The following is a 26721-nucleotide window of genomic DNA, read 5'->3' on the forward strand; positions in this document are numbered from 1 at the left end:
TCTGAAACAGCCGCTCAGCCCTCCAAAAATTCAGCCATCAAACCAGTCAATCATTCCCATATGCGCCTGCTGCTGCTCGACAACTTCGACTCGTTCACCTACAACCTGCTGGACTACTTTCGGCAGCTGGGGTGCGAGGTGGAGGTGGTGCGCAACGACGTGCCGGCAGCCGCCCTGCAGGAGCGGCAGTTTGATGCGCTGGTGTTGTCGCCGGGGCCGGGCACGCCGGCGGCGGCCGGCAATATGCCGGCCGTGCTGGCGCATTGGCACCAGCGTGTGCCTATCCTGGGCGTGTGTCTGGGGCATCAGGCGCTGGGCGAATTTTTCGGGGCCACGCTCGGCCGCGCCGTGCGGCCCATGCACGGCAAAGTCACGGAGCTGAACGTGGATACCACCGATCCGCTGTTTCGGGAGCTGCCGGCCCGGCTGCCCGTCACGCGCTACCACTCGCTGATAGTGAAGGACCTGCCCGCCACGCTCCGCCCGCTGGCCCACACCGCCGACGAGCACCACGAAATCATGGCCCTGCGCCATACCACGCTGCCGCTGGTGGGCGTTCAGTTTCACCCCGAAGCGCTGCTGACCCCGCACGGGCTGGCCATGCTGCGCAATTGGGTTCGGTATTGTATCATTGTAGAAGAGGGCCGGCCGGCTGTTGCCGGGCCGCCTGTCGCCTGAGCACATGGAATTGCAGATCAAACAACGCGGAGAGTTTCAGTACGTGGATGAAGGCACCGGCCCGGTGCTGCTGTTGCTGCATGGCCTTTTCGGCGCCCTCAGCAACTGGCACGACGTCGTGTCGGAGTTCCGCCAGGATTACCGGGTGATTATTCCGTTGCTGCCCATCTACGAAATGCCCCTGACCCAGGCCGGCGTGCCCGGCCTGGTGAAATACGTGGAAACCTTCGTGCACACGATGGGCCTGTCCGAGGCCTGCACCGTGCTGGGCAACTCGCTGGGCGGCCACGTAGGGCTGGAATACACGCTGCGTAACCCCGGCCGCGTGGCGCGGCTGGTACTCACGGGCAGCAGCGGCCTCTTCGAGGATGGCATGGGCGGCTCGTTTCCGAAGCGCGGCAACTACGGCTACGTGCAGGAACGGGTGGCCTACACCTTCTACGACCCCGCCGTGGCCACTCGCGAGCTGGTGGACGAGGTGTTCAACGTCACCAATTCCAACGCCAAATGCCTGCGCATCATCAGCATTGCCCGCTCGGCGCAGCGCCACAATATCGGCAAGGAGCTAAGCAAGATTGCCGTGCCCACGCTGCTGGTCTGGGGCCTCAACGATACCATCACGCCGCCGCTGGTAGCGCATGATTTCAACCGCCTCATCCGCAATTCCGAGCTGCGCTTCCTCGACCACTGCGGCCACGCCCCGATGATGGAGCGCCCGCGCGAATTCAACGTGCTGCTCCGCCAGTTCCTGCAACGGACTGCGCTGGTAGCCGTTTCGTAGCGGGCCGCCGGTAGCGGTTAGCACAGTTGTTGCGGGTCCTGCGGAACTGGCCTGATAGCCGGGCTGCAGGCTGCGTAAAACTTTTTGTCGTACAAGGCGCTTCCTACAGGCCAACGCGGCCCGCTTTTCGTACCTTATTTGCCAACTCGGGCTCTGTGGGGCTGCCAGCCGCGCAGATCCGGCCGCTGCTCCTCACTTTTCCTCACCTCCGCCGATGCATTCCATGATTGCTGAAGAACTGCTCAACCAGATGATTCCGCCCCTCAAGGTGTCGGATACTGTGGGCAAAGCGGCCAAGTGGCTGGAGGAATTCCACGTCGGCCAATTGCCTGTCCTCGACGACCGCCAGTACCGGGGCCTGGTCACGGAAGCCGACCTGCTCGACTACGAGCTTGCCGATAACAGCGGGCAGCTGCTGGCCGGCCTGCCCCTGGGCTACGCCGATGTGCACGTGCAGTCTGACCAGCACTTCTACAGCATCATGGAAGTAGCCATCCAGAACAAGGTGCAGCTGGTGCCGGTGCTGAACAAGGAGCGCGAGTACGTGGGCGTGGTAACAATAAGTGACACGCTGGCTGCTTTCGGCCAGCCGCCTATCGCGGCCGGCCAGGGCGCCGTGCTGGTACTCTCAATGGAGGAGCGGGACTACTCCTTGTCCACCATCAGCCGCTATATCGAGGAAAACGGCTCCAAGGTGCTGAGTGCACACGTCGCGCAGGACGAGCATGATCCGTACCGCATCCGCCTCACCATCAAAGTAAACACGCCCAGCCTGACGAGAATTGTCGCCACGCTGGAGCGTTTCGGCTATGCCATCACGGCCCAGTTCAGTGGAGTGGGCGAGCTGGGGGAAAACGAGCAGGAGCGCTACGACGCGCTGCTCAAGTACCTGAGTCTGTAAGGGCCGATCGGGTGAAAAAAAAGTACTGCTGGTGGCTGATGCTTCTGGTGCTGTGCGTAGTGCGGCCAGTTTTGTCGTGTTCCCAGCCGGCTTTGGTCGCCGGGCAATTCGCGCTGGATTCTGCGCGCCGTAGCGCGCCGGATAGCCTGTTGCGGGCACAGTGCCCCAACTATCCAGTGCTCCGCGTGGCTTCCCTGCTGTTTGTCGGCAACGATGTCACGAAGGAGCAGGTGCTGCGGGCCGAGCTGGATTTCCGCGAGGGCGACACGCTTAGTGCGGCCAACCTGAGCCGCCGCCTGGAGGCCAACCGCCGGCGGCTGTTCAACCTGCAGCTGTTTCACCAGGTGCTGGTGCAGCTGGCGTGCCGCAACGGCGAGCTCACCGTACTCTTCAGCGTGCAGGAGCGCTGGTACACCTTCCCCATTCCCATCTTCTCGCTGGCCGACCGCAACCTGCGCGCCTGGGCCGACCGCCCCGATAAGTGGCGCCGCGTCGACTACGGCCTGCACATCACCCGGCGCAATTTCCGGGGCCGCAACGAGGAGCTGATTGGCAATCTGCAGCTGGGCTTCAACCGCAAATATGAGCTGTTCTACGAAGCCCCAGGCTACGGCCCCCGGCGCCGCATCGGGGTAGGGGCCGGGCTGTCGTTCTACCGGGCCCGGGCCTTGGATTACGCTACGCAGCAGGACCGGCTGGTCACTTTTCGGCCGATTAACGGCGACCCTATCAGCCGCACCTACGCCACCGTAGGCCTGCGCTGGCGGCGCACGGTGCAGGCGCTGGCCGCCTTCGACGTGAGCTTTCATCAGGAGCAGATTTCCGATTCCGTCAACCTGCTGAACTCAGACTATTTTCTGGGCCGAACCCGGCGTCAGTTTCTGGATGCCGGCTTATCCGCTGTACTCAACCAGCGCAACACGTTTGCCTATCCGCTCACCGGGCGCTACGCCCGGGCCAGCATCGTCTACCGCCACTTCCTGACGCCCGGCGCTCCTCCTCAAGTGCTAGTGCGGGGGCGATACGCCCGGTACGTGGCGCTTGGCGGCCCCTTCTACTACAGTGCCGCAGCGCAGGGGCAAATGCGGTTCAGCCGCCGCCTCAGCTACGCCGACAACCGCGCCCTGGGCTACGAGTCGCTTGTGCGGGGCTACGACCCCTACGTAATCGATGGCCGCCATTACGCCCTGCTGCAGCAAGGCGTAAGCTACCGGCTCTTCGACGCGGGCAAGCTGCAGCTGCAGCCGCTGGACAACCCAAAAATTAATACCATTCCGTTGGTGCTCTATTTAAATACCTTTGCCGATGCCGGTTATGTAGGCGCGAACACCAGGGGCTTGCCCAATGAGCTGCCCGGGCGTCTGCTGGCATCAGTCGGGGTGGGCCTGCACCTTGTTACCTACTACGACCGGGTATTCACCTTGGAATACGCGCGTACCCTGCGGGGGCAGGGCGGGTTCTTTTTCCGCTCCGAATTTCCCATCTGACCTTATTCTCCGCTTCGGCGGATGCTGCCACACCTATGAAAATCGCCATTCTCGGAAAGCCTTTCCAAGATGATAACCTGTCTTTCGTGCAAGGTCTGCTTGATAACCTAAGCAATCGGCAAACCGAGATTATCATTGCCGAACCGTTCTACGAGTACCTCCACCCCCGCCTGCAGCTGCCTGAAGGCACCCAAACCTTCCAGCGTGGCGATGCGCTGCTTGGCGTCCAGTTTGTGCTCAGCATCGGGGGCGACGGCACGCTGCTGGACACGGTAACCTACGTGGGTAGTGCACAGATTCCGATTTTAGGCATCCATACCGGCCGGCTCGGGTTTCTGGCCACCATCACCCCCGACCAGATTACGCAGGCTCTGGATGCGCTTTTTAAAGGGCACTTCGTGATTGAGGAGCGCAGCCTGATTAGGGTGGATACCGATCCGGAGGCGTTCGGAGGCATCAATTTTGGCCTCAACGAGTTCAGCATCCTGAAGCGCGACACCTCTTCCATGATTGTGGTGCACACCTATATCGATGGAGAATACCTGAATTCCTACTGGGCCGATGGGCTGATAGTGGCCACGCCCACGGGCTCTACCGGCTACTCGCTCAGCTGTGGCGGGCCGGTTATGCTACCTCAAACAAACAATTTTATCATTGCTCCCGTATGTCCGCACAACCTCAATGTGCGACCCCTCATCGTCTCAGACCGCAGCGTGATTTCCTTCGAAATAGAAGGCCGGAGCAACCAGTTCCTGCTTTCTCTCGATTCGCGCTCAGTAGCCGTAGACGCCGGAATTCAGATTGCGGTTCGTCGGGAAAATTTCACAGTTCGCCTAGTAAAACTCAATCATGTTAACTTCCTGAGTACCTTGCGGAGTAAATTGAATTGGGGCCTTGACCGGCGTAACCCGTCCGGAATCCCAGTATAGTGGAAGTGCTTTTTTTGCCATAAGTTTTTTAAGTTCCCTTCCTCTCTTAATTTTGTCGCTGAGTGCGCCTGTCTCGTTTTCAGCACATTCGCTCATCAAACCCGTTGATATCCCTAAACCATTGCTCCATATGAAGCAGATCTTCACCTACACTCTGGCGCTGGCTTCTGTCCTGTCGCTGGTAGCCTCCGAGGCTAGCGCACAGCAGTTCAGCAAGCGAAAGCAGTACAATTCGGTGGGCGTTAGCGTCAACGCAATGAACTACTTCGGCGACATCACGCCGAAACCTAGCATTCCCAGCCTGCGTTTCGGAGCGACCCGTCCTAACATTGGAGTGAACTTCACGCACCGCTTTACGCCCCGTATTTCGGCTCGCGCTGCTCTGGCCTATGGTCGTATCACCGGCGACGATACCAAAGCAGCCGACAAGAACGATCAGGACGCGAAGTACCGCTACAACCGCAACATGAGCTTCCGCAATGATCTGGCGGAAATCTCCGTTGTTGGTATCTTCGACTTGATTCCAAACCGGAACACCTACATCAAGCGTCCTGACCTGGTACCTTACGTATTCGGTGGTATTGCTGCTTACTCGGGCAACCCTAAGGGCCTCGTAGGCGATAATGCTCCAAGCAGCCTGTCTAAAGGTTCGTACGTTGCGTTGCAGCCACTCAAAACCGAAGGTGTCGACTACAACAAAGCCGGCATTGCCATACCTTTCGGCGGTGGTGTTCGTTACAAGGTGAACAAGAGCTTCGACGTAGGTCTGGAAGTAGGTTTCCGCAAAACGTTCAACGACTACCTCGATGACGTAAGCACGAACTACATCAGCCAAGCCAGCCTTTCTTCCGATGCAGCCAAGTATTTTGGTGGCGGCAACGTACTGGTTGTCGGCGGTGAATTCCCTAACTTCAACGCGCCAGGCAGCCAGCGTGGCAAGTCTGACGAGGACGACTGGTACGTTACGACCGGTCTTACCGTAAACTACATCCTGGCTCCGAAAGTGAAGAGCCCGAAATTCCGCTAGTCAGCAGCCGCTGGCTAGTTTCATCCATAGCCAGTCGTAATGACCAAAGCGAATCTCATCAAAGCACTCCTTGTCTGCTCCGTGCAGGTAGGGAGTGTTTTTTTTGCCCAAAAGGCCACAGCTCAATACACCAGTGAAGTAGGAGTAGGCCTCGGGGGCCTGAGCTACCGCGGAGAACTTTCTCCTGGCTACCAGTTCAAGAATAATCGACCGGCCCTGACGGCTTTTTATCGCAAGGATATTTCGGCGCCTATCACGTTGCGTGGTGGGCTGATGGCGGGTCTGCTACGTGCTGATGACGGCAACGTGCAGGGCTTCAACGGGGCCGTGCCTCCGCTTGCTGCCTATCGCCAGGCTAACATGAAAGGCAGCCTTTACGAGGCTTCCGCGATAGTGGAATACAACTTCTTCAATTATCATTATCGCAAGGCTAAGGTGCATTTCACGCCTTATGTTTTCATTGGGCTGGCCGGATTTGTGGCCAACACTACCACCGCCACAGGTAACGCCGGCTTGCCTGCACTTGATAAGAAAGGCGCTATGCTAGGACTGGCTGTGCCGGCTGGCTTCGGGTTGAAATACGCCGTTTCCACCCATTGGAACTTGGGTTTGGAAGCAGGAGCGCGCAAAGCCTTCACCGACCAGATCGACCATATAGATGGCAAGACGGGCGGGCAGAATGACCGGGTAGGCAATCCGAATGACCAGGATTGGTACTTCTACAATGGGCTGAGCATTTCCTATACCTTCTATAAGATCAACTGCCCACCGCACTACAAAGACAATCCGAAGCTGCTGCGCTAGCAGATTGCGGGCGGAAAAGAGACGAATGCAACCATTTACGTACCTTGCAGCCTCTTTACGCAAAAAGCAGCAATGGCCGTCCGGTCCGAAATTGACCCCCAGAATATTCCCGCCCACGTTGCCGTAATCATGGACGGTAACGGCCGATGGGCCAAGCAGAAGGGCGGCCTCCGCATCTTCGGGCACCAGAGTGCCATTACGGCCGTGCGCGACACAGTGGAAGGCGCCGCCGAAATGGGCGTGCGCTTTCTGACGCTCTACGCCTTTTCCACGGAAAACTGGTCTCGGCCAGCCTATGAGGTGACGGCGCTGATGCAGCTGCTGGTGCACACCATCCGGCAGGAAACCCCCACGCTGCTGAAGAACAGCATCCGTCTGCAGGCTATCGGGCAGATTGAAAACCTGCCAGCCTCCTGCCAGCGGGAACTGGCCGAAGCCATTGAAATCACCAAGGCGGGCACCCGCATGACGCTGGTGCTGGCCCTGAGCTACAGTGGCCGGTGGGACCTGACTCAGGCCGCTAAGCGCATGGCCACCGACGTAGCAGCCGGGAAACTCCGGGCGGAAGACGTACAGGAAAACACCATTACTCAATACCTGGCTACTGCCGGTATTCCAGACCCCGAATTGCTGATCAGAACCAGCGGGGAGCAGCGGATCAGTAATTTCCTGCTGTGGCAGCTGGCTTATACCGAGTTATATATTACTGATCTGCTGTGGCCGGATTTTCGCCGGACGCACTTTGAAGAGGCAGTCCGGGCGTATCAGCGTCGGGAACGGCGTTTTGGGAAGACAAGTGAGCAGCTCACCGTTTCGTAAGGTTTCGACGACAGAATGAATTTTTCTTTGCACACAGTGGGCCGGGTTGCGGCCGTAGTACTGACTCTGGGCGTCGGGTTTCCGATAGCCGGTATGGCGCAGGTTGCGCCTGCGGCTGCCGGAGAAGAGCCGAAACGGTATGAGTTAGGCGGCATTACCATTAGCGGGGCCCGCTACCTGGATGCTAATACGCTGATTGGCCTTACTGGTTTGCGCGTAGGCGACCCTATTTCGGTGCCGGGCGAAGAAATTGGCAAAGCCATCCGCAAGCTTTGGGACCAGGGCATTCTGGGCGACGTTAGTGTGTCGATTGCGCGCACTGAAGGCAACCGCATCTTCCTGGACTTCAATCTGAAGGAACGCCCGCGGCTGTCGAAGTTCGAGTTCGTCGGCATCAGCAAGAGCCAGGCCGACGACCTGGGGAAAAAGATCAAGCTGATCCGGGGTAAGGTAGTGACGGATGCTCTGCTGAGTAACACGCGCACCCAGGTCCGGAAGTTTTATACCAACAAAGGCTTCCTCGACGCCAAAGTTAACATCACGCAGCAGCCGGACTCGAGCCTGTCGAACAGTGTGGTGCTGAAGATCAACGTAGACAAAGGCGGCAAGATCAAGGTGCGCGACATTGCTTTTGAAGGCAATGAGGCGTTCAAAGACAGCAAGCTGAAAGGCAAGCTCAAGAAAACCAAAGAGAAGAAGTTTCCTAAAATTCTCAACTCCGGTAAGTTTCAGCGCTTGGAGTTCGATGAGGACAAGAAGAAGCTGATTGAGTTCTACAACGCCGAAGGCTACCGCGACGCCATTGTGGTGTCGGATACCCTGATCCGGACGGAGGACGGGTTGGCGCTGCGCATCAAGCTGGACGAAGGCCCGAAGTACTACTTCCGCAACATCAGCTGGGCTGGCAACTACCTCTACGACGACAAAACGCTGGCTTCGGTGCTGGGTATTAAGGAGGGTAGTGTGTACAGCAAGGAGACGCTGGATAAGCGCCTCAACTACAACCCTACGGGCCAGGATATTACGTCGCTCTACATGAACGATGGCTACCTGTTCTTCTCCATTGACCCGGTGGAAACCAAAGTGGAAGGCGACTCGATTGATATCGAGATGCGCATCACGGAGGGTGTGCAGGCCCGCATCAAGGACGTGAACATTGCCGGCAACACCAAGACGTCGGACCATGTGCTGCGCCGCGAACTGCGCACGCTGCCTGGCGACAAGTTCAACCGGGAGCTGCTGATTCGCTCGCAGCGCGAAATAGCCACGCTGGGCTACTTCGACCCCGAAAAAGTAGGCATCAACCCGGTGCCAAACCCGGCTGATGGCACCGTAGACATCAACTACACGGTGGTGGAAAAGCCGTCGGACCAGATTACGCTGTCGGGCGGCTGGGGTGGCTACGCGGGCTTTATCGGGACCGTGGGCTTGGTGTTCAACAACTTCTCGCTGCGCAAAGCCAACGATTTCCGCAACTGGACGCCTGTGCCGGCCGGCGACGGCCAGCGGTTGGCTCTGAACGTGCAGGCCAACGGCACGCAGTACCAGGCCTATTCGTTCTCGTTCACGGAGCCGTGGCTGGGTGGCCGCAAGCCCAACTCGCTGTCGTTTAGCCTCAACAAGAGCATTCAGCGGGTAGGTCAGGCTTTTGACGCTAACAATGAGCAGTCGATTAAGGTGAACAGCGCCTCGCTGAGCCTGGGCCGCCGCCTGCGCTGGCCTGATGACTACTTCACGCTCAGCAATTCGCTGTCAGTGAGCCAGTACAAGCTGAGAAACTATCCGTTTATTCAGGCTTTCGCTGATGGTAACGGCACGGCCAACAACATCACGCTGAACACCACTTTGTCGCGCAACAGCATCGACAACCCGACCTACACGCGTCGAGGCTCGTCGCTGGCGCTGAGTGTGAACCTGACCCCACCATACTCGGTGTTCAAAGGCTCGCACCCGAACGTGAACGAGTGGGTGGAATTCCACAAATGGATGCTGGATGCCTCATGGTTTACGCCGATTGTGGGCAAGCTGGTGCTCAACACCCGCGCCCACTTCGGCTTCATCGGCACCTACAACAGCTCCCGGGCCATCGGGCCGTTTGAGCGCTTCAAGCTGGGCGGCTCTGGCTTGGCAGCCGGTGGCAGCAGCAACTTCTTGGTGGGTACCGAATACATCGGCCTGCGTGGCTACGCCGACCCACAGGACCCCAACGCCATTCCAACGGCCCGCCAGAACGATAACGGCGGCGTGGTGTACAATAAGTTTGTGATGGAGATGCGTTATCCGGTGTCGCTGAACCCCGCGGCTACGGTATACATCCTGAGTTTCGCGGAAGCCGGCAACTCTTTCAACAGCTACACCGACTACAATCCATATAAATTGTATCGTTCGGCTGGTTTTGGCGCCCGAATCTTCATGTCGGCATTTGGTTTGCTGGGCTTCGACTACGGCCGGGCGTTCGACCTGATTCCGCGTACGAGCGGGACGCAGACGGCGCAGGACCGCAACCAATTCCACTTCATCATCGGCCAGCAGATCCGCTAATACGGGCGGGAGCTGGCCAGTCATTCGATTCGTTAGGTATGAAAAAGCTGCTCTCCGCGCTGGCTGCTACGCTGGTGCTGCTGTGTGCCACCGGCACCACGGTTTCCGCTCAGAAATTCGGCTACGTCGATTCTGAGTTTATTATGGGCAAGATGCCAGCGTACGCGCAGGCCCAAACCGAAATCAACACACTGTCGGGCAACTGGCAGAAGGAAATCGAGGCCCAGAAGAAAGACCTCGACAAGCTTTACCGCACCTACCAGGCCGAGGAAGTGCTGCTGACCGAACCGATGAAGAAAAAGCGGCAGGACGAGATTTTGAAGAAGGAGCAGGACATCAAAACCTACCAGAACCGCATCTTCGGCTACGAAGGCCAGCTGTTCAAGAAGCGGCAGGAGCTGACCAAGCCGGTGCAGGACCAGGTGTTTGAGGCCATCGAGAAAGTGGCCAAGAAAAAGCAGCTGGCCATTGTATTTGACAAATCCGGCGACCTGACCATGCTCTACACCAACCCGGTGCACGACTACACGGAATTTGTACTGGAGGAATTGGGTTTGGCTAGTGAAGACCGCAACCAGACGCCGCAGCGGGGCGCCGTGAAAACGGTAGCCACGCCGCAGACGCCCGCTGGCGACGAGGCCGAAGCCGACACCGAGAAGCCGGCCGCCAAGCCCGCTACCCGCCCGGCGCGTCCGGCCGGCCGAAAAAACTAACTTTGTACTTCAAACAACCTCAGACGTTTCTCTTTTGATGACCACCATGAACCTATTCCGCGTTGCGTTGGCTGCGGCCGCCCTTACTTTCACTTCGGCCAGCGCTGCCCTGGCGCAGGCGCCTGCCACCACGGCAGCCACCAGCGGCCCGCTGAAAATCGGTTATACCAGCGTGGAGTACGTGCTGAGCCAGATGCCCGAGAGCCGCCAGATCGAGTCGGACCTGAAAGCCTTCAGCACCCAGCTCGAAAACCAGCTGAAAAGCAAATACCAGGAGTACCAGACCAAAGCCGAAGCCTACCAGAAAGGTGGCGCGGCTATGGCCGAAGCCGTGCGCGCCGACAAAGAGAAGGAGCTGACCAACCTGCAGCAGTCCATCCAGGAGTTCCAGCGCAGCGCCGACCAGAGCCTGCAGCAGAAGCAGCAAACCCTGCTGAAGCCCGCCCTCGACAAGCTTCAGAAGACCATTGACGTGGTGGCCGAAGAAAACGGCTATACCTACGTGCTGAACTCGGACGGTGCCAGCCCAGTGCTGTTGCACGGCCCGAAGGAAGGCGATATTTCGGATCTGGTGCTGAAGAAAATGGGCGTAACGCCCGGCGCTGCCCCGGCTGCTCCTAAAGCTGCTGCCCCAGCTGCCGCTCCGGCCACGCCGGCTGCATCCAAGACCAAAACCAAAACGAAGAAATAAGGTCGTTACCGCCTTATCTGTCTAGCAACGAAGCCGGAGCCGCTGTGCTCCGGCTTCGTTGTTTATAGAGGGGCTACAGGCCCTTCCCGTACCTTATGAATACCCCCGACGCAACCGACGACGATTTCGTAACCCCCTTGCCGCTGCTGTCCGCTCCCGAAGAAGTGGAGGACAACGTAGCTGAAGAGGGCGAAGACGAATTGTACGAGCACCACCGCATTCATGCCGATAAGCGGCAGGAGCTGATCCGGCTGGACAAGTTTCTGCTCAACCGCCTGCAGAATGCTTCCCGCACCAAAATCCAGAACGCCATCAAGGCCGAGGCGGTGCAGGTGAACGAGCGGGCCGTGAAGTCCAACTACCGCGTGAAGCCCGGCGACGTGATTACCATCACGCTGCCCGAGCCCCCGCGCGAAGTAGGCGTGCAGCCCGAGGAAATGGACTTGGACATTCGCTACGAAGACGAGTCGTTGCTGATGGTGAACAAGCCGGCGGGCATGGTAGTGCACCCGGCGTTCGGGCACTGGTGCGGTACGCTGGTAAATGGGCTATCGTATCACCTCAACAACCTGCCCACCGGCCGCAACGGCGACATCCGTCCCGGCCTGATTCACCGCATCGACAAGGACACGTCGGGCCTGCTGGTCATCGGCAAGACGGAATGGGCTATGACGCACCTCTCGCAGCAGTTCTTCCACCACACCATCGAGCGCACTTACCTAGCCTTGGTATGGGGTATTCCGAAGGAAACGGAGGGCACCATCAGCACCAACATCGGGCGCAGCCTGAAAGACCGCAAGGTGCAGACCGTATTCCCGCTCGGCGACGAGCACGGCAAGCACGCCGTAACGCACTACAAGGTGCTCCAGACCTTCGGCCACGTGGCCCTGGTGCAGTGCAACCTCGAAACCGGCCGCACTCACCAGATTCGGGTGCACATGAAGCACATCGGCCACCCGCTGTTCTCGGATGCTACGTATGGCGGCACCAAAGTGCTGTACGGGCAGCGCACGGGGGCCTACAAGGCCTTTGTGGAAAAGGCGTTTGAGCTGATGCCGCGCCAGGCATTGCACGCCAAATCCCTGGGATTCGTGCACCCGGTTACGGGCGAGCAGATGCAGTTCGAGGCCGAGCTGCCTGCTGATTTCACGGCGTTGCTGGAGCATTGGGCCGGCTTCGAGAAATAGCGCTTGTCAGCCCATATCAAGCAACAAAAAAAGGCCCGATACCTACGTAGCGGGCCTTTTCTATGCGGAGCGAAGTATTACTTCTTCTTAGGAGCAGCCTTGGCCGGAGCCTTGGCGGGGGCCTGCATCGACTTGATTACCGAATTGGCATTCTCGTTGGCAGGGTCCAGCGCCAGCACTTCCTTGTAGTAAGGAGCAGCAGCCGCTTTGTCGCCTTTCTGGTAGTAGTAGTAGCCGAGGTAGCTGTTGGCTTCTACCAGACCGTCCTTGTATTTGGTCGGGTCGGTCTTGGCCATCTCAATGTACTTCTCGTAGTGCGGCTTGGCCAAACCCTGCTTGGACTCGGGGTCCATGTAGTAGTTGGCTTTGGCGCGCATCAGGTAGCCAGGCACGTACGTTGGGCGAGCCACCAGAACCGCGTTGTAGAGGCTGTCGGCCTTGTCGTACTGCTTGTTGCCACCGTAAGCCACGGCCAGACGGATCTGGTCGGTAAGCTCTGGCGTACCGTCAGCTTTCATCTTGGCCTGGTAAGCCTTGATGGCAGCAGGGTAGTTTTTGGCGAGCATGTAGCTGGCAGCCAGCTCATTTTGCAGTTCAGCAGCCTTCTTGGGGTCGGCGGCAATGGCTTTCTGGATGGCAGCCGTGCCTTCATCGGAGCGACCAGCTTTCGAAAGCATCTTACCGTAGTACACGTAGTCTTCGGTGATGAGCTTGTCGGCAGGCTGCACCTTCATGTATGTTTCCATAGCCGTCAGTGCCTCGGCGTTCTTGCCGGTTTCAAACAGCGAGTAGGCCTTCAGACGGTTCATGGTCACGTTCTGCGGGTCACGGGCCAATACCTTGTCCACTTCCACCAGCGCCTCGGGGTACTTCTTGGTCAGGAACAGGAACGAAGCATACTTCGCGTCGGTGCCCGGCGACTTCTCAGCTACTCCCTGATACTTCTGGAAGGTCGAAAGAGCATCGTCGTACTTACCGGCGTAGAAATAGGTTTCAGCCAGGGCATTATAGGCAGGAGCGTAGTTAGCGTCGATGCTGATGGCCTGCTCGAAAGCCGTCCGGGCATCGTTATAGTTGCGCGAACGTACGTTCAGCTCACCTTTGCGGTAGCTGGCCTGGGCGCTTTTCGGGTCGGCCAGCAAGGCGCGCTCGTAGCTGTTCATGGCTTCGCCGCCACCGCTTTCCGACTTGGCGTAGATGTCGCCACGGGCAATCATCAGAGCCGCGTCGTCCTTGTTTTTGTTGAGCTTGTGGGCGGCGTCAACGTAGGCCAAGCCTTTCGACGCGTCCTTCAGATCCGACTCGCCGTAAGCCTGCGCAATCATCGTGTACACCTTGGCATCTTTGCCTTTGCTGGCTTTCACCGCATTGTCAAATTGCACCTGGGCTTCAGCGGCTTTGCCCTGTGCCAATGCGGCACGGCCAGCAGCCACCATGGTCATGGGGTTCTTGGGGTCGAGGCTGATGCGGTTGAAATAGTAAGCAGCCGAGTCAGGCATGTCGCGCATCTGATACAGGCGGCCCAGCTCGAACGAAGATTCGGCCGATTGGCCCTGACGCAACAAGGCGGCCCGGGCTTCACTATAACGCTCCAGTTCGATAGATTTCTGAGGAGTCTGAGCAAAAGCGGCAGAGCCGGAAACTGACAAGGCAACGAGGAACGAAAGATTCCAGGGCTTGAAGTTCATGAGCATAGGGTTGGTGAAAAAAGGTGTGTTGCTGTGGAAGAAAGAGGCAGACTACTTCTTGATCGTGACAATGCGGGTCTGCCCGGTGGCAGGCATCATGCCTGACTTGAGCACGATCAGCTGCCCTTTGGTACCTGCTACAAAGGATGCAAAACCGGTGCCAAGTCCGGCCCGCCCTTCGCGGCTGATGATGTAGACTTCACGCCGGAGCGGGTAGGTTTTCAGGGCCAGATATGCCTGGTACGGCTGCAGATAGTCTTCTTCAGATTTGGGGCTGGCTGAGCGGCTGATGCCTGCTACCCGTACCTGCTTCAAAAACCGCTGCACCGCCGCGTCGTCCCGGTCACTGATCCAGTTGGCACCTACAATGCCAATAGCGTTTGGATGAGTAGCAACGTAATCGAGCAGCGCCGGGTTCGATTTTGCGGCGAATACCTGCTTGGTGAGGGCCGCACCCCGCGTGATGGAGTCCTGCACGTAGCGGGTGGTGCTGGAGCGGTTGGCATCAAACACCACATTGATCTGGTCGAGCTTGCTCTTGCCGCTGATCTGCTTCCAGCTGCTGGTCTGCCCCGTGAAGATAGCCTTAAGCTGGGCCATCGTCAGCAGAGAATCAGGGTTAGACGGATGCAGAATGATGGCCAAGCCATCGGTGGCAATCTTGGTGGTGCGTGGAAACAGCTTTTGCTTCTCCAGATCCGCCTGCTCCTCGGTAGTTAGGGGCCGCGAAAGCACTACCGCCCGCACCTTGCCCGTGAGCAGATCGTTGGCTACGTAGTCCTCGGCCTTATACGCCGCGTCGATGTGGGCGTAGGTGTAGAGCTTCTGAAACGTATCAACCTGTGACTTCACGATAGGAGCGAAGGTTTCGTCCACGCTGATCTGGATGCGGCCGCTGGTGGCCGTATCATCGTTCGGGCCCGTGTTGGCATTGGGATTCTGGTTGCAGCCGGCCAGCAGCAGGGCGCTTGCGGCCAGCGGCAGGCCCAGGCGCTGCAGATTAACGAATGGTACGGTCATGCTTGGAAGTCTGAAAATGTTCCCGGTAGATGCGGACAAATCTAATGATTCCATACAGCACGAATACACCCCCCAGAATCCGCCGAACAGTGGGCGTCAGATTGAGCGCAATAGGTGCCACCCAGAGGCAAATGCCCAGCCCGATGTAGATGATAGTCATCAGCAGCAGGAAGTACCGTAGCAGCAGCTTGGGCGCCGTCTGGTTGAGTCGTTCTTCGGTGGTGGGTCGGTTGATCATGCTTGCCAGCCCGGTGAAAATGCCGGACGCATCTATAACATTTTTTTTTCCGGCACTGGTTCGCCTAAACGAAAAGAGCACCGGGTTATTGCCACAAAAAAAGTCAAAAATCAGCCGGTTTAACGTAAACCGGCTGATTTTTGACTTTCTAAAAATCAATTCAGCGTAACTGACTGATAATTAGCGCCCGCGAATATTGCCTGCTACTATTCATAGCGGAAGGTAATCGGCAGCGTGTAGCGCACCGCTACCGAGCGGTTGTTCTGCTGGCCCGGCACCCAGGCCGGCATGTTCTTCACCACGCGGGTGGCCTCCTCGTCGGTGCCGTAGCCCAGGCCTTTCAGCACCTGCACGTCGGCAATGTCGCCGCTGGCCAGCACCGTGAAGGAGATGAAGACCCGGCCATCCACGTTGTTGCGCAGGGCCTGGGGCGGGTAGCGCAGGTTTTTCTGCATGTAGCGCATCAGGGCTTCCTGGCCGCCCACAAACTGCGGCATCACCTCCGCCGTGATAAACGGCTTGGGCGGGCCCGTCGTCTTGGTCGAGCCGGAGTCCTTGGTGCCGGTAGGGCTGCCAATGAGGCTGCCGGTTTCGGAGCCGGCAATGGCCACCGGACCCGTTGGGCCCACCTCATCCACCACCGGGCCGACTTCCTTAATCTCGGGCTTGGCGATTTCCGGCTTTGCCAGCTCGTCCTTCACCACCTTGGTAGGCGTGGTAGCCTGCGGAGGCCTGACCGTGACGGCCACTTGCTTGACGGGTTCCACCTCGCGATGTTCAATTACAGGCGGATCAATCAGTACTACGCCTGGGTCCGGCAATACAAAGACATCCGGAGCTACCACCATCGGCGGAAACAGGTAGCGGAATGCCAGCGGCGAGCTGATGAAGAGCAAGCTCAGCACAATGGCCGTGGCGGAAGCCCGGGCCAGGTGTTGGTTGTAGAGGCGCCGGAGCAGGAAGGCGCCGTACGCCTTGTTGCGCCCTTCGAAGACCATGTCATCGAGAGTGGCGGTTCGCAGATCGAGGGTGCTGTTGGTCATGGGGCATAAGGGCTAAAGGTGAAACGGATACACGCAGCGCACTCCCAAACCCGGCTTCCCACTTCCCACATCCACTTATTCCGCCTGGCTTTCAGGGGTATAACGCATGCCTGATTCCATATAGTATGCAAGCCGTATATATTTTTTGCAAAAAAAAGTCCCGTACCCGGCCTTAGCCAGATGCGGGACTCTTACGTGAGCCTGACCGAAGTCAAACGCGGTATGCTTACTTGATAGCGAAGGTCACCGGTACGGTGTAGGATACGCTCACGGCACGGCCGTTCTGCTTACCTGGTGCAAACTTCGGCAGGGTTTTGATTACGCGGCTAGCTTCTTCGTCGCAGCCGGCGCCAATACCCTTCTGAACCTTCACATCCGACACCTGGCCATCCGGACCAACTACGAAAGCAATAAATACTTTGCCTTCTACCTGGTTGCGCAGAGCCAGCGCTGGATACTTAATGTTCTTGCCAATGTATTGCAGCAAAGCTTCCTGTCCACCAGGGAATACGGGCATTTGCTCCACGTACTGGTAAACTTTCTGCTCCACTACCTCTTCCACCACTTTGTTGCCTTCACCTTCCAGCCCGTTCAGGTCGATTGGGTTGTCGGTGTTGCCTTTTACCGTGACGGTCGAGACTACCTTGTCTTCCAGTTCCTTCTGATCTGGAATCTCCTCCTGCTTCTGTACTTCCTCATCTTTCTTCACGACCGGAGGCGTGAATTTGATTGTAGAAAGCTTCGGCGGTGGCGGTGGTGGCGCCTCCGGTGGCGGTGGCGGTGGCGGTGGTTTGGTCTGGTCCAATGGAGGGGCATCCATCAGGACGTTTTCCTTCAGCATCTTGTCTTCTTCCACTACCGTGTTATCGCTGAAGATCCGCGCAATCAGCGGGAAGCTTACGAGCAGGGCAAAGAAGGCAACTGCGATGAGAAGGGCGCGCGTGACGTGCTTGCTGTACAAGCGCCGCAGCACATACGCTCCGTAGGCCTTGTTACGGCCTTCGAATACGATGTCGTTGAGGCTTGCCCGCGCTATTTGAGCGTTATCCATCATAGCCCGGAGGTTTTAATGAGGTCTAAGTCAGCCTGCGAAATGTCTACCAACGCATATTTCTTCTGGTCGGTTATGTTCATCTCATCCAAGATGTCTACCATGTTCTGGTAGTTGGACTTATCGTCCGGCTTGATGAGTACCACCAGATCCGGATTCCGACGACGGGCCAGCAGCTCCTTACGGATGCCGTCGGCCGAGTAGTTGGTGAGTTTCAGCTCGGGCTTCACGTCGTCGGCCAGCAGGCCGTCGTAGAAGTACACCTTATTGGCCTCACCCATCAGAATCGTGAAAGCATTGGATGCCTTGATCTGGGATTGTTCTTCAGGATTTTTCTCCTTAACCGGCATCGTCAGCTGCATCACGTTCGGCTTATTGAACGTCGTGGTCAGCATAAAGAAGGTCAGAAGCAGGAAGGCCAAGTCCACCATCGGTGTCATGTCGATTTTGGTCGACATTTTTTTAGCCCGCTTCTTTCCTCCTTTACCGGAGTCGGCTTGTTGTTGTATTTCTGCCATGTCGCTGCTGGTTTAACGGCTCACTACCGGCTTGTTCTCCAAATCGGTAACGAGGTTGAAACGGTTGATGTTCTTGTTTTGCATCAGCTGGATGACACGCTTCACTGTAGCAACGTCCGCGTTGTTGTCGCCTTTGATGGCGATGAACGTGGGTTTGCCCACAGCTTCCTGGTTGGCCTTACGGGCTTCCATCACCCAGTCCATCAGCTGCACCGTATCGGTAACAGACAACAGGCCGGGCTGCTTCACTTCTTTGCGCGCTTCAGTAGACATGCTCAGGAGTGAGCCAAGCTGCTGAATCGGCACGCCAAAGCTGTTGAGGCCACCAAAGGCTTTCTTCTGCTTGTCGGTGAAGGTGACGCCGTATTTGGCAGCCATCTTATCGAGCAGTACCGGGCGGGCTTTGTCGCTTTCCAGACCGAAGAAGACGCGCTTGTCTTTGTCGATCAGGAGGCGGATTACATTGCTCTCCGGCAGTTTGAAGTCAGAAGTAGAAGAAGGCGTGTCAACCACCACCACTTCCTCCGGGGAGAACTTGGTGGTCAGCATGAAGAATGTCACCAGCAGGAAGGCCAGATCCACCATCGGGGTCATATCCAGCGAAGGGCCGGTTCTATGAGGCTTTACTTTACCCATTTCGTGCGTGGTTGAGAATATTCAGAGAAACGAAAAGTACTTGCTGCTATTGCGTTAACCGCAACTTAGGCCGAGTAAGTTTCCGTTGGCTTCTCACCGTGCTGAGCGGCGAAGGTCTGAATGATGCTGAAACCAGCTTCGTCGATGCTGTAGGTCAGCTCGTCAATCTTGCTGGTGAAGTAGTTGTAGGCGATAATGGCGATGGCCGAGCCGGCGATACCAATAGCCGTGTTGATCAGTGCTTCCGAGATACCTTCAGCCAGGGCTACTGCATCGGGGTTACCAGCTTGTGCCAGAGCCGAGAAGGCCTTGATCATACCGAATACCGTACCCAGCAGACCTACCAGCGTCGATACCGAAGCAATGGTGGAGAGGATAACGAGGTTTTTCTCCAGCATGGGCAGCTCCAGAGTCGTCGACTCTTCGATTTCCTTCTGGATAGCCAGGATCTTCTGGTCTTTGTCGAGGCCACGCTCGCGGGCCATCTCTTGGTACTTCAGCAGGCCCGACTTCACTACGGCGGCTACCGAACCTTTCTGCTGGTCGCAGGCGGCGATGGCACCAGTGATGTCGTTCACGTTCAGTTTCTGACGTACGGTCCGTACGAACGACTCAACACCTTTCGAGCCTTTGGCTTTGCTGATGGTCAGGAAACGCTCGATCGAGAAGGTCAGTACGAGCAGGAAAAGCGTCATCAGGATCGGTACGATCACACCGCCTTTGTATACCGTGCCGAGGTAATTGCCGGGCAGGGCTGCATTGGCGTTGTCATTACCCACAAAGTTGCCGGGGTTACCCAACACGAAGTTGAAGATGATAATGCTTACAACGAAGGCCAGCGGAATCACGATGGCGGCAAACGCGGATCCGCCTTTCGCCTCACCCTTGGGCGCGGCAGGAGCGGCAGGCCGCACGTTCTTGTTCAGGGCATTCTTTTGTTCCATTGTTCCGGAGAATTAGGGGTGTTGGTGGTGAAAGGTAAACTGGGTAAACTGGGTAAATGAACGATGAACAGGCCTAAATACAGCGGTGCCCCGCTCACCCGCACGCTTTGCCGGGGCAAAAAACGTGGGTCTGCTCGTGTGCGGGGCCCATCCGAAATTCGGTCTATCCTTGGCAAACCTAATTAAAAAATCGGAGTGTCGCCAAATGAAATCGGGGTTTAAACGCTTTAAAGCAGGTCAAAACCCGAAAAAAGGCTATTTCGTGGGCGAGTTCTGGCTGGGAGGAAGCGCCTGTTGTTTGGCTTCTTCCCAATACACGTCCATTTGGGCAAGACTCAGATCGGCGAGGCGCTGGCCATTGCGGGCCGCCTGGGTTTCCAGGTGTTGAAAGCGGTGAATGAATTTGCGGTTGGTGCGTTCGAGGGCTTCTTCCGGGTTGATGCCGGCATGGCGGGCAAAGTTGATAAGCGAAAACAGCAAGTCACCAAATTCGGCGGCAGCCCGCTCAGGGTTGATGGCAGCCGGATCGGCGTGCGCAAATTCATCTTTGAACTCACCCAGCTCCTCCTGCACTTTCTCCCACACCTGCTCAGGCTTCTCCCAATCGAATCCTGCTCCGCGCGCTTTTTCCTGGATACGCATTGCCTTTACCAGCGCCGGCAGTGAGGTAGGTACGCCGCCAAGCACCGACGTGTTGCCTTTTTCCTGGAGTTTGAGCTGCTCCCAGTTCTTTTTAACCTCTTCTTCCGTGTCGGCCTGGGCGTTGCCGTAGATGTGCGGGTGCCGAAAAATCAGCTTTTCACACTGGGCATTCAGCACGTCGGCAATATCGAAGTGGCCGGTTTCGGAGGCTATTTTGGCGTAGAAGATAAGGTGCAGAAACACGTCGCCCAGCTCTTTTTTCAGGTCGGGCAGGTCGTTGCGGATGATGGCGTCGCTGAGCTCGTAGGTTTCCTCAATGGTCAGGTGGCGCAGGCTTTCCAGCGTCTGTTTCCGGTCCCAGGGGCATTCGGCGCGCAGGCGCTCCAGTACGTCGAGCAGGCGGCCGAAGGCGGCCAGCTGGGCCGGGCGGCGGTCGGGAGAAGTGGTTTCCATTATTCCAAAGATACACTGCGGGGCCCGCACTCCGGCACACCGGGCGCTGCCGCCAGCCGGGCCGGCGGGGCCGGCAAGCTCAACTATAGCCGCAGCCGCAGGCAGTAGCGTAGCGAAAGCAGGGGCGTTTGCCTACTTTTGCGTATTCAAAAAACAGACTTGGCTTGTGGCACTAATTAAATCCATTTCGGGCATCCGGGGTACCATCGGCGGCGCTGCCGGCGACGGCCTGACACCTATCGACGTTGTGAAGTACGCCGCGGCCTTTGGCACGTGGGTACTGGCCAATACGCAAAACAACACCATCATCATTGGCCGCGACGCCCGCATTTCGGGCGAGATGGTGAGCAAGCTGGTGGCGGCCACGCTGCAGGGCCTGGGCATCAACGTCATCGACCTGGGACTGAGCACCACGCCCACGGTGGAAATGGCGGTGCCGGCCAAAAACGCGGGCGGCGGCATCATCCTCACGGCGTCGCACAATCCCAAGCAGTGGAACGCGCTGAAATTGCTCAACAACAAGGGCGAATTCATCTCCGACCAGGAAGGGCAGCAGGTGTTGGCGCTCGGCGACTCCGAGTCGTTTGACTTTGCGCCCGTGACCAAGCTGGGCCAGTACAGCACCGACGATACGTTCCTGCAGACCCACATCGACGCCATTCTGGCCCTGCCGCTGGTAGACAAGGCGGCCATCAAGGCCAAGAACTTCCGGGTGGTGGTAGATGCTGTGAACTCCACCGGGGGCTTCGCGGTGCCGATGCTGCTGGAGCAGCTGGGCGTGGAAATCATTGAGAAGCTGTTCTGCGAGCCCACCGGCGACTTCGCCCACAACCCCGAGCCGCTGCCCGAAAACCTGCGCGAAATTGCCAAGACGATGGAGAAAGGTTCCTTCGACCTGGGTATTGTGGTGGACCCCGACGTGGACCGCCTGGCGCTGGTGAACGAAGACGGCACCATGTTCGGCGAGGAGTACACGCTAGTGGCCGTGGCCGACTACGTGCTGCAGCAGAACGGCGGCGGCAACACCGTGAGCAATCTGAGCAGCACCCGCGCCCTGCGCGACGTGACCGAGAAGCAGGGCGGCCAGTACGCCGCTGCCGCCGTAGGCGAGGTGAACGTGGTAACCAAGATGAAGGAAACCAACGCCGTCATCGGGGGCGAGGGCAACGGGGGTATCATCTACCCCGAGCTGCACTACGGCCGCGACTCGCTGGTGGGCATTGCGCTGTTTTTGAGCCATCTGGCCAAAACCGGCCTCACCATGACCCGCCTGCGCAACTCGTATCCGAACTACTTCATCTCGAAAAACAAGATCGAGCTGACGCCGGAAATCAACACCGACGAGGTGCTGAAGCAGATGGCCGCGCGCTACGCCAAGCAGCCCGTAAACACGATAGACGGCGTGAAGATTGAGTTCGACAAGGAGTGGGTGCACCTGCGCAAGTCCAACACCGAGCCTATCATCCGGATCTACGCTGAGTCGGAGTCCAACGCCACGGCCGACCATCTGGCTAACAAGATCATCGGCGACATTCGGGAAATTATCAGCAAGTAATTTTCGGAAGGGAGCTACCCGATAGAAGAGGGGTGATTTTTGCCGGGCGGACCGCTGCCGGGGCAAAAGTCACCCCTCTTTGCTGCGGTATGTGGCGGGGCAGAAAAGCCAGCCCGGCGGAATCCCTTATTTTTGTGGCCGTTGCTTTCATTTATTTCGTTGCCGCCCATGACTGTTTACTTCGATAACGCCGCTACTACGCCTCTGGACCCGGAAGTGCTGGACGCCATGCTGCCGTTTTTGCGGGACCATTTTGGAAACCCCAGCAGCATTCATGGGCACGGGCGGCAGGTGCGGGCGGCAATTGAGAATGCGCGCAAAACGGTGGCTCACCTGATTAATGCCGCGCCTGCCGAAATCGTGTTTACCTCGTGCGGGACGGAAGCCGACAACTACGCTGCCTTCGGGAGCGTGCGGACGCTAGGCCTGAAGCACATGATTACGTCGCGGCTGGAGCACCACGCGGTGCTGCACACTACGCAGGCCCTGGAAAAGGCCGGCGACGCCACCCTGAGCTATCTGCAGCACGATGCGCAGGGGCGCTTCGATCTGGCGCAGCTGGAAGAGCTACTGGCCACCAATCCCCGCTCGTTTGTGAGCTTGATGCACGCCAACAACGAAATCGGCAACCTCAACGACATTGTGGCCATCGGCGACATCTGCGCCCGCTACGACGCCGTGTTTCACACGGACACGGTGCAGACCATGGGCCACTACAAGCACGACGTGCAGCAGCTGAAAACCCACTTCCTGGTGGGCTCGGCGCATAAATTCCACGGGCCGAAAGGCGTGGGCTTCCTGTACCGCCGCTCGGGCCAGACCATGGACGCCCTGATTCATGGCGGCTCGCAGGAGCGCAACCAGCGCGCCGGTACCGAAAACGTGTACGGCATCGTAGGGCTGGCCAAAGCGCTGGAAATAGCCTACCGCGGCATGGCCGACCACCAGCGCCACATTCAGGGCCTGAAAGACCGGTTCATTGAGAAGCTGCAGGCCGAAATTGAGGGCGTGGCGTTCAACGGCACCTCCGCCGAAGCCGACCAAAGCCTCTATACGGTGCTGAGCGTGAGCTTGCCGCCGTCGGCGATGAACGAGATGCTGCTGTTCAACCTCGATATCAACCGCATTTCGGTGTCCGGGGGCTCGGCCTGTACCAGCGGCGCCAATGCCGGCTCGCACGTGCTCAATGCTCTGAACTGCGACCCGGACCGCGGCACCATCCGCTTCTCCATGAGCAAGTACAACACCGAAGCCGAGGTAGACTACGCTGTGGAGCAACTGGCCAAAATGTATCGCCGGGAGCCGCTGAAAGTGTAGTAGCAAGAAGTGCCTGACGTATGAAAAAGCCGCCGATGCATCTGCAACGGCGGCTTTTTTGCGCTTGGCGGGCGGCACTAGCTCAATACGAGCCATCGGCGCCGCCGCCACCGGAGTGGCCCCCGCCAAACTCGAAGCCGGGCGTGGGCGCGGTTGGGGCTTGGGCCGTTTGGGCCACTACCAACGACTCCAGGTTGAAGGACGTGGGCTGGTCGGCGTCGGCCAGGGCAGTAAGGCCGTGGCGAGCGGGGCGCAGGTAGCGGGCGGCCCATACGGCCAGCACCAGCAGGAAGGTGCCCGCCAGCACGGCCGCCATTTCGGGGGGCAGCACCGAGCGGTAGTAGCGCAGCGTGAACAGCGAAAAGGCCACGGCGGCCAGCCCCGTCAGCAGCCAGAGGCGGCTGCGTTTGCGCAGGCCCACGGTTATGTAGACCAGCGGAATGATGGCCGTGAACAGGTAAAACAGCGGCGCCAGCGGCACCTGCACCGACTGATAGAGGCCACTGATTTCGGCGTTGCCTTCGCGCACCACGTAGTAGTTGCCGGCTAGGTAGAAGGTTGCCAGCGCAAGCACTTCCAGCACAATCAGGCAAGCGCGGTAATACAGATAATCGGGCCGCTGGCGCCAGCGCTGCAAGATCTGGTAGACGGCAACCGCCATTAGCATAAGCGCGAAAGGCAGCAGCAAACGCCCAATAGACAGTTGCAGCAGCCAGTTGGCCAATAGCGCCAGCAGAACCAGGTAGGTAGCTGCTGCCACCAGCCGGTCGGCGTAGCGCAGGGTAGCCAGTAGCAGCAGACCCAGCATCGGTAATAGCAGCAGCGCGTAGTGAGGACTACCAAAACCCGACGCGTAGGTGGTGCCTGAAGGCAGCAGGTGGTCGGCCGCCTCGGCCAGCAGCAGCGCCAGCACGAATAACCCGATGTACAGCAGCGCGCTGTCGGTGCCGGAACGGTAGTGCCGAAACTCGCGGATAATTACTTCCTGCGTGCCCAGACAGCCCAGTGCCACCGCCCAACCCAGCAGCCGGAAATCTTCGAGCCGCGCTGCTGCTCCGAATAAGGCCAGAAACGCCGCCGCGCCGGCCACGCCCACGCATGTAAACAGCACCAGCCCGATGCGCAGCAGCAGCCCTGGCCGGTAGAAGTCGGGCTGGTAAGCGGCTCTGATGGCCTGATACTGAGCGTCGGTGAGCAGCTGGCGCCGAAACCAGCGGGGGGCGGCGGCCTCCATAGCTTCCTGCGTGGTCCACAACAACGGATAAGCTTTCACCTTCATACCCGACGGAGAAATTCTTTGCTGCGCATAAACAGTAGGATAACGCCTGCTGTCGATAGCATAAAGTAAAACGAAACCAGCAGCCCGCCCTCGTCGCCATTGCTAAAATCAAGTAGCCGGATAAACGAGTAAGTCAGGGCGATGTAGCCGTACACTGTCCCCATCAGCAGAAACAGATACGACCGGGTATGCCGAGCATACCAGACCAGGCCGGCGCTCATCAGCAGCACCAGTAGCACGGCCACCCACTTGGGCAGCCAGGGCTGCGGGTAGTAGTTGAAGAGGACGGCGGTGGCCGCCAGCAGCGCCACGTTGGCCCCCAGCGAGATATACGTGAAGGCGAAGTGCGGCTTGCGCCGGGTAAACTCGGCGTACAGGCCTGCCCCCGTCAGGGCCAGACCCAACAGCACGCCCGCTATGCCCAGCCGCGAAGTGAACAGGGCGTTGGCCGTGAATACCGACAGCGGCGCCACGCTCACGCCCACCCACGCGCCCAGCGCCGTGAGGCCCATGGCCAGCACGCCCCGGTGGTCGAGGCGGTAAGCCAGGGCCAGAAACAGCACGGCGGGCAGCAGCGTGGCCAGCCCGTAGCGGCTGCCAAATACGCTGAATACTGTCTGTACGTAGGTTTCTAGGGCCAGAAACAGCAGGCAGCCCAGCAGCAGCGCGTAGTCGGGCACGAAGCTGGGGATATTGGCCTGGCCCCACGTAAATGGCTGCCGGTGCCGCCAGGCATAGCCGAAGCTGGCCAGCATCAGCAGCGCCATTGCCCCGATAACCGCGCCATGCCCGATATCGTCGAGGTGCTGATAGAGCAGTGTGCCCAGCCCGCCGGTAAGCAGCATAATGCCCAAATACAGCGCTGCCCGCAGCTCTTGGTGCAGCGACATGGGCCGGGTGCGTTCATCGTCGGCAATGGCTTGGGTCTGGGCGGGCGGCAGCAGGCCCCGCGCCTGCAAATCGGCCAGAAGGTGAGAGGTGCGCATAAGCCGGGTAGGGGAGAGGTACGCAGCGAATGTAGCAGAATGCCCGAAACCCGGTTACGCATCGTATTTTGGCTGGCATCCGTATGGAATGCCCATACCCCCAGCCCGCTACCTTATGGCCGACATCAACATTCAGCGCAAGAAAAACTCTCCTAGCCCCTGGCTACTCATCCTGCTGGTGCTGGCCGTAGTAGGGGCCGCCGCCTGGTTTCTGTTCCGCTCCGATACGCCGGCTTCCACCGAGCCGGTAGCCTCGCCCACCGCCGAGCCGGCCCCTACCCGCACGGATAGCACCGCCGGCGCCGAAACCGGCCCGCGCCCCAATGATGCTGCCGTAGCCGACATGGCGCCCGAAGCCGCGCCTGTTACGCCGGAAGTGCTGGCCGCCTTTGCCCGCACCGACGCCACCCAACCCACCTACGCCCTGGAAGGCCTGCGCCTGCTCACGGCCGCGCTGGTAGACCTAGCCGACCGCGACGACCTGCGGACGGCCGCCATCAGCGAGAAGCGCGACAACCTGACCAGCGCTACTGCCCGCCTCGATGAGCCCAACGCCAGCCTGCGCCCCGGCTTCGTGGCCGCCACCGGCCTCATGCAGGCCATGCAGCAGCAGGCCTACCCCGGCCAGGAAGCTGCCGTAGCCGACCTCATCACCCGGGCCACCCAGCTTTCCGGCCGCAACGCCACCGCCCTCGACCATCAGCAGCTGCAGGAGTTCTTCACCCGCGCCGCCAGTCTGGTGCGCATCCTCAGCTCGTCGGCTACCGTGTAGGCGGGCCGCCTGTTTTCTTCT

26 protein-coding genes are annotated in these 26721 nt (G+C 58.8%); 15 read left to right on the forward strand and 11 right to left on the reverse strand.

The genetic code is table 11. The annotated features are described in order from the left end of the window. Positions 1–60: 60 nt before the first annotated feature. The 12 genes from O9Z63_RS19450 to O9Z63_RS19505 all read left to right on the forward strand — a co-directional run bounded on the left by O9Z63_RS19450 (position 61) and on the right by O9Z63_RS19505 (position 12558). Positions 61–678, forward strand: coding sequence for an anthranilate synthase component II (locus tag O9Z63_RS19450; RefSeq protein ID WP_044014538.1), 618 nt, complete (start codon positions 61–63; stop codon positions 676–678). A 4-nt stretch (positions 679–682) separates the two neighbouring features. Then, positions 683–1459: an alpha/beta fold hydrolase gene (locus O9Z63_RS19455; RefSeq protein WP_044014536.1), complete on the forward strand. Its 777-nt coding sequence runs from the start codon at positions 683–685 to the stop codon at positions 1457–1459. 223 nt (positions 1460–1682) lie between these two features. After that, positions 1683–2360, forward strand: a complete 678-nt coding sequence (locus tag O9Z63_RS19460) for a CBS domain-containing protein (RefSeq protein WP_270127075.1) — start codon at positions 1683–1685, stop codon at positions 2358–2360. Between the two features lie 185 nt (positions 2361–2545). Then, positions 2546–3847 (forward strand): POTRA domain-containing protein, encoded by a 1302-nt coding sequence (locus O9Z63_RS19465; protein WP_270127076.1) that lies wholly within the window; start codon positions 2546–2548, stop codon positions 3845–3847. A gap of 35 nt (positions 3848–3882) precedes the next feature. Then, positions 3883–4776 (forward strand): NAD kinase, encoded by an 894-nt coding sequence (locus O9Z63_RS19470; RefSeq protein ID WP_270127077.1) that lies wholly within the window; start codon positions 3883–3885, stop codon positions 4774–4776. A 130-nt stretch (positions 4777–4906) separates the two neighbouring features. Then, entirely contained in the window at positions 4907–5803 is an 897-nt protein-coding gene (locus O9Z63_RS19475) for a DUF6089 family protein (RefSeq protein ID WP_270127078.1), read from the forward strand. Positions 5804–5842: 39 nt separating this feature from the next. Next, positions 5843–6607 (forward strand): type IX secretion system protein PorG, encoded by a 765-nt coding sequence (gene porG / locus O9Z63_RS19480; RefSeq protein ID WP_270127079.1) that lies wholly within the window; start codon positions 5843–5845, stop codon positions 6605–6607. 72 nt (positions 6608–6679) lie between these two features. Then, positions 6680–7426, forward strand: coding sequence for an isoprenyl transferase (locus tag O9Z63_RS19485; RefSeq protein WP_044014527.1), 747 nt, complete (start codon positions 6680–6682; stop codon positions 7424–7426). A 15-nt stretch (positions 7427–7441) separates the two neighbouring features. Continuing rightward, positions 7442–9967 (forward strand): outer membrane protein assembly factor BamA, encoded by a 2526-nt coding sequence (gene bamA / locus O9Z63_RS19490; protein ID WP_270127080.1) that lies wholly within the window; start codon positions 7442–7444, stop codon positions 9965–9967. A gap of 38 nt (positions 9968–10005) precedes the next feature. After that, positions 10006–10680: an OmpH family outer membrane protein gene (locus O9Z63_RS19495; RefSeq protein ID WP_044014523.1), complete on the forward strand. Its 675-nt coding sequence runs from the start codon at positions 10006–10008 to the stop codon at positions 10678–10680. A 46-nt stretch (positions 10681–10726) separates the two neighbouring features. Beyond that, positions 10727–11371, forward strand: a complete 645-nt coding sequence (locus O9Z63_RS19500) for an OmpH family outer membrane protein (protein WP_044018380.1) — start codon at positions 10727–10729, stop codon at positions 11369–11371. A 95-nt stretch (positions 11372–11466) separates the two neighbouring features. Next, a complete protein-coding gene (locus O9Z63_RS19505) occupies positions 11467–12558 on the forward strand; it encodes an RluA family pseudouridine synthase (RefSeq protein ID WP_270127082.1) in 1092 nt (363 codons plus the stop codon). 77 nt (positions 12559–12635) lie between these two features. Here O9Z63_RS19505 and O9Z63_RS19510 read toward each other — a convergent pair whose 3' ends face one another. The 9 genes from O9Z63_RS19510 to mazG form a co-directional block, all read right to left on the reverse strand. Further along, the gene (locus tag O9Z63_RS19510; RefSeq protein ID WP_270127083.1) at positions 12636–14120 is read right to left on the reverse strand and encodes a tetratricopeptide repeat protein; all 1485 of its coding nucleotides are present in this window, start codon (positions 14118–14120) and stop codon (positions 12636–12638) included. Between the two features lie 177 nt (positions 14121–14297). Next, complete coding sequence (locus tag O9Z63_RS19515) at positions 14298–15266, reverse strand: PstS family phosphate ABC transporter substrate-binding protein (RefSeq protein WP_270127084.1); 969 nt, start codon at positions 15264–15266, stop codon at positions 14298–14300. Then, positions 15247–15504, reverse strand: coding sequence for a hypothetical protein (locus O9Z63_RS19520; RefSeq protein WP_270127086.1), 258 nt, complete (start codon positions 15502–15504; stop codon positions 15247–15249). Before O9Z63_RS19520 ends, O9Z63_RS19515 begins: the two co-directional genes overlap by 20 nt. Before the next feature lie 206 nt (positions 15505–15710). Next, on the reverse strand, positions 15711–16547 hold the full coding sequence (locus tag O9Z63_RS19525; protein ID WP_270127087.1) for an energy transducer TonB: 837 nt from the start codon (positions 16545–16547) through the stop codon (positions 15711–15713). A 226-nt stretch (positions 16548–16773) separates the two neighbouring features. Further along, positions 16774–17601 carry an energy transducer TonB gene (locus O9Z63_RS19530; protein ID WP_270127088.1) on the reverse strand — a complete coding sequence of 276 codons (828 nt, stop codon included), beginning with the start codon at positions 17599–17601 and terminating at the stop codon, positions 16774–16776. Further along, positions 17598–18056, reverse strand: a complete 459-nt coding sequence (locus O9Z63_RS19535) for an ExbD/TolR family protein (RefSeq protein ID WP_316963306.1) — start codon at positions 18054–18056, stop codon at positions 17598–17600. The genes O9Z63_RS19530 and O9Z63_RS19535 overlap by 4 nt, the downstream gene beginning before the upstream one ends. Positions 18057–18128: 72 nt before the next feature. Continuing rightward, positions 18129–18752, reverse strand: a complete 624-nt coding sequence (locus tag O9Z63_RS19540) for an ExbD/TolR family protein (protein ID WP_044014511.1) — start codon at positions 18750–18752, stop codon at positions 18129–18131. Between the two features lie 65 nt (positions 18753–18817). After that, positions 18818–19696, reverse strand: coding sequence for a MotA/TolQ/ExbB proton channel family protein (locus O9Z63_RS19545; RefSeq protein WP_052381252.1), 879 nt, complete (start codon positions 19694–19696; stop codon positions 18818–18820). Positions 19697–19951: 255 nt separating this feature from the next. Continuing rightward, a complete protein-coding gene (gene mazG, locus O9Z63_RS19550; protein WP_270127092.1) occupies positions 19952–20791 on the reverse strand; it encodes a nucleoside triphosphate pyrophosphohydrolase in 840 nt (279 codons plus the stop codon). 166 nt (positions 20792–20957) lie between these two features. Here mazG and glmM point away from each other — a divergent pair, with 166 nt between their 5' ends. Further along, the gene (gene glmM / locus O9Z63_RS19555) at positions 20958–22346 is read left to right on the forward strand and encodes a phosphoglucosamine mutase (protein WP_270127095.1); all 1389 of its coding nucleotides are present in this window, start codon (positions 20958–20960) and stop codon (positions 22344–22346) included. 168 nt (positions 22347–22514) lie between these two features. After that, entirely contained in the window at positions 22515–23663 is a 1149-nt protein-coding gene (locus O9Z63_RS19560) for a cysteine desulfurase family protein (protein WP_270127096.1), read from the forward strand. Between the two features lie 82 nt (positions 23664–23745). Here the strand turns inward: O9Z63_RS19560 and O9Z63_RS19565 are convergent, their stop codons facing one another. After that, complete coding sequence (locus O9Z63_RS19565; RefSeq protein ID WP_270127097.1) at positions 23746–24942, reverse strand: hypothetical protein; 1197 nt, start codon at positions 24940–24942, stop codon at positions 23746–23748. Further along, on the reverse strand, positions 24939–25928 hold the full coding sequence (locus O9Z63_RS19570; protein WP_270127099.1) for a DUF2157 domain-containing protein: 990 nt from the start codon (positions 25926–25928) through the stop codon (positions 24939–24941). Before O9Z63_RS19570 ends, O9Z63_RS19565 begins: the two co-directional genes overlap by 4 nt. A gap of 88 nt (positions 25929–26016) precedes the next feature. Between O9Z63_RS19570 and O9Z63_RS19575 the strand changes: the two genes are divergently transcribed. Continuing rightward, positions 26017–26700, forward strand: coding sequence for a hypothetical protein (locus O9Z63_RS19575; protein WP_270127101.1), 684 nt, complete (start codon positions 26017–26019; stop codon positions 26698–26700). Positions 26701–26721: the final 21 nt, after the last annotated feature.

The organism is Hymenobacter yonginensis (genome assembly GCF_027625995.1).
GTDB classification, from domain to species: Bacteria; Bacteroidota; Bacteroidia; order Cytophagales; family Hymenobacteraceae; genus Hymenobacter; species Hymenobacter yonginensis.

Excerpts from the sequence above, each read along its gene's own strand:
- O9Z63_RS19450 (WP_044014538.1), top strand. The coding sequence starts at position 61 with ATGCGCCTGCTGCTGCTCGACAACTTCGACTCGTTCACCTACAACCTG.
- O9Z63_RS19455 (WP_044014536.1), top strand. The coding sequence starts at position 683 with ATGGAATTGCAGATCAAACAACGCGGAGAGTTTCAGTACGTGGATGAA.
- O9Z63_RS19460 (WP_270127075.1), top strand. The coding sequence starts at position 1,683 with ATGATTGCTGAAGAACTGCTCAACCAGATGATTCCGCCCCTCAAGGTG.
- O9Z63_RS19470 (WP_270127077.1), top strand. The coding sequence starts at position 3,883 with ATGAAAATCGCCATTCTCGGAAAGCCTTTCCAAGATGATAACCTGTCT.
- O9Z63_RS19475 (WP_270127078.1), top strand. The coding sequence starts at position 4,907 with ATGAAGCAGATCTTCACCTACACTCTGGCGCTGGCTTCTGTCCTGTCG.
- porG (WP_270127079.1), top strand. The coding sequence starts at position 5,843 with ATGACCAAAGCGAATCTCATCAAAGCACTCCTTGTCTGCTCCGTGCAG.
- O9Z63_RS19485 (WP_044014527.1), top strand. The coding sequence starts at position 6,680 with ATGGCCGTCCGGTCCGAAATTGACCCCCAGAATATTCCCGCCCACGTT.
- bamA (WP_270127080.1), top strand. The coding sequence starts at position 7,442 with ATGAATTTTTCTTTGCACACAGTGGGCCGGGTTGCGGCCGTAGTACTG.
- O9Z63_RS19495 (WP_044014523.1), top strand. The coding sequence starts at position 10,006 with ATGAAAAAGCTGCTCTCCGCGCTGGCTGCTACGCTGGTGCTGCTGTGT.
- O9Z63_RS19500 (WP_044018380.1), top strand. The coding sequence starts at position 10,727 with ATGAACCTATTCCGCGTTGCGTTGGCTGCGGCCGCCCTTACTTTCACT.
- O9Z63_RS19505 (WP_270127082.1), top strand. The coding sequence starts at position 11,467 with ATGAATACCCCCGACGCAACCGACGACGATTTCGTAACCCCCTTGCCG.
- O9Z63_RS19515 (WP_270127084.1), bottom strand. The coding sequence starts at position 15,266 with ATGACCGTACCATTCGTTAATCTGCAGCGCCTGGGCCTGCCGCTGGCC.
- O9Z63_RS19520 (WP_270127086.1), bottom strand. The coding sequence starts at position 15,504 with ATGATCAACCGACCCACCACCGAAGAACGACTCAACCAGACGGCGCCC.
- O9Z63_RS19525 (WP_270127087.1), bottom strand. The coding sequence starts at position 16,547 with ATGACCAACAGCACCCTCGATCTGCGAACCGCCACTCTCGATGACATG.
- O9Z63_RS19530 (WP_270127088.1), bottom strand. The coding sequence starts at position 17,601 with ATGATGGATAACGCTCAAATAGCGCGGGCAAGCCTCAACGACATCGTA.
- O9Z63_RS19535 (WP_316963306.1), bottom strand. The coding sequence starts at position 18,056 with ATGTCGACCAAAATCGACATGACACCGATGGTGGACTTGGCCTTCCTG.
- O9Z63_RS19540 (WP_044014511.1), bottom strand. The coding sequence starts at position 18,752 with ATGGGTAAAGTAAAGCCTCATAGAACCGGCCCTTCGCTGGATATGACC.
- O9Z63_RS19545 (WP_052381252.1), bottom strand. The coding sequence starts at position 19,696 with ATGGAACAAAAGAATGCCCTGAACAAGAACGTGCGGCCTGCCGCTCCT.
- mazG (WP_270127092.1), bottom strand. The coding sequence starts at position 20,791 with ATGGAAACCACTTCTCCCGACCGCCGCCCGGCCCAGCTGGCCGCCTTC.
- O9Z63_RS19560 (WP_270127096.1), top strand. The coding sequence starts at position 22,515 with ATGACTGTTTACTTCGATAACGCCGCTACTACGCCTCTGGACCCGGAA.
- O9Z63_RS19565 (WP_270127097.1), bottom strand. The coding sequence starts at position 24,942 with ATGAAGGTGAAAGCTTATCCGTTGTTGTGGACCACGCAGGAAGCTATG.
- O9Z63_RS19570 (WP_270127099.1), bottom strand. The coding sequence starts at position 25,928 with ATGCGCACCTCTCACCTTCTGGCCGATTTGCAGGCGCGGGGCCTGCTG.
- O9Z63_RS19575 (WP_270127101.1), top strand. The coding sequence starts at position 26,017 with ATGCCCATACCCCCAGCCCGCTACCTTATGGCCGACATCAACATTCAG.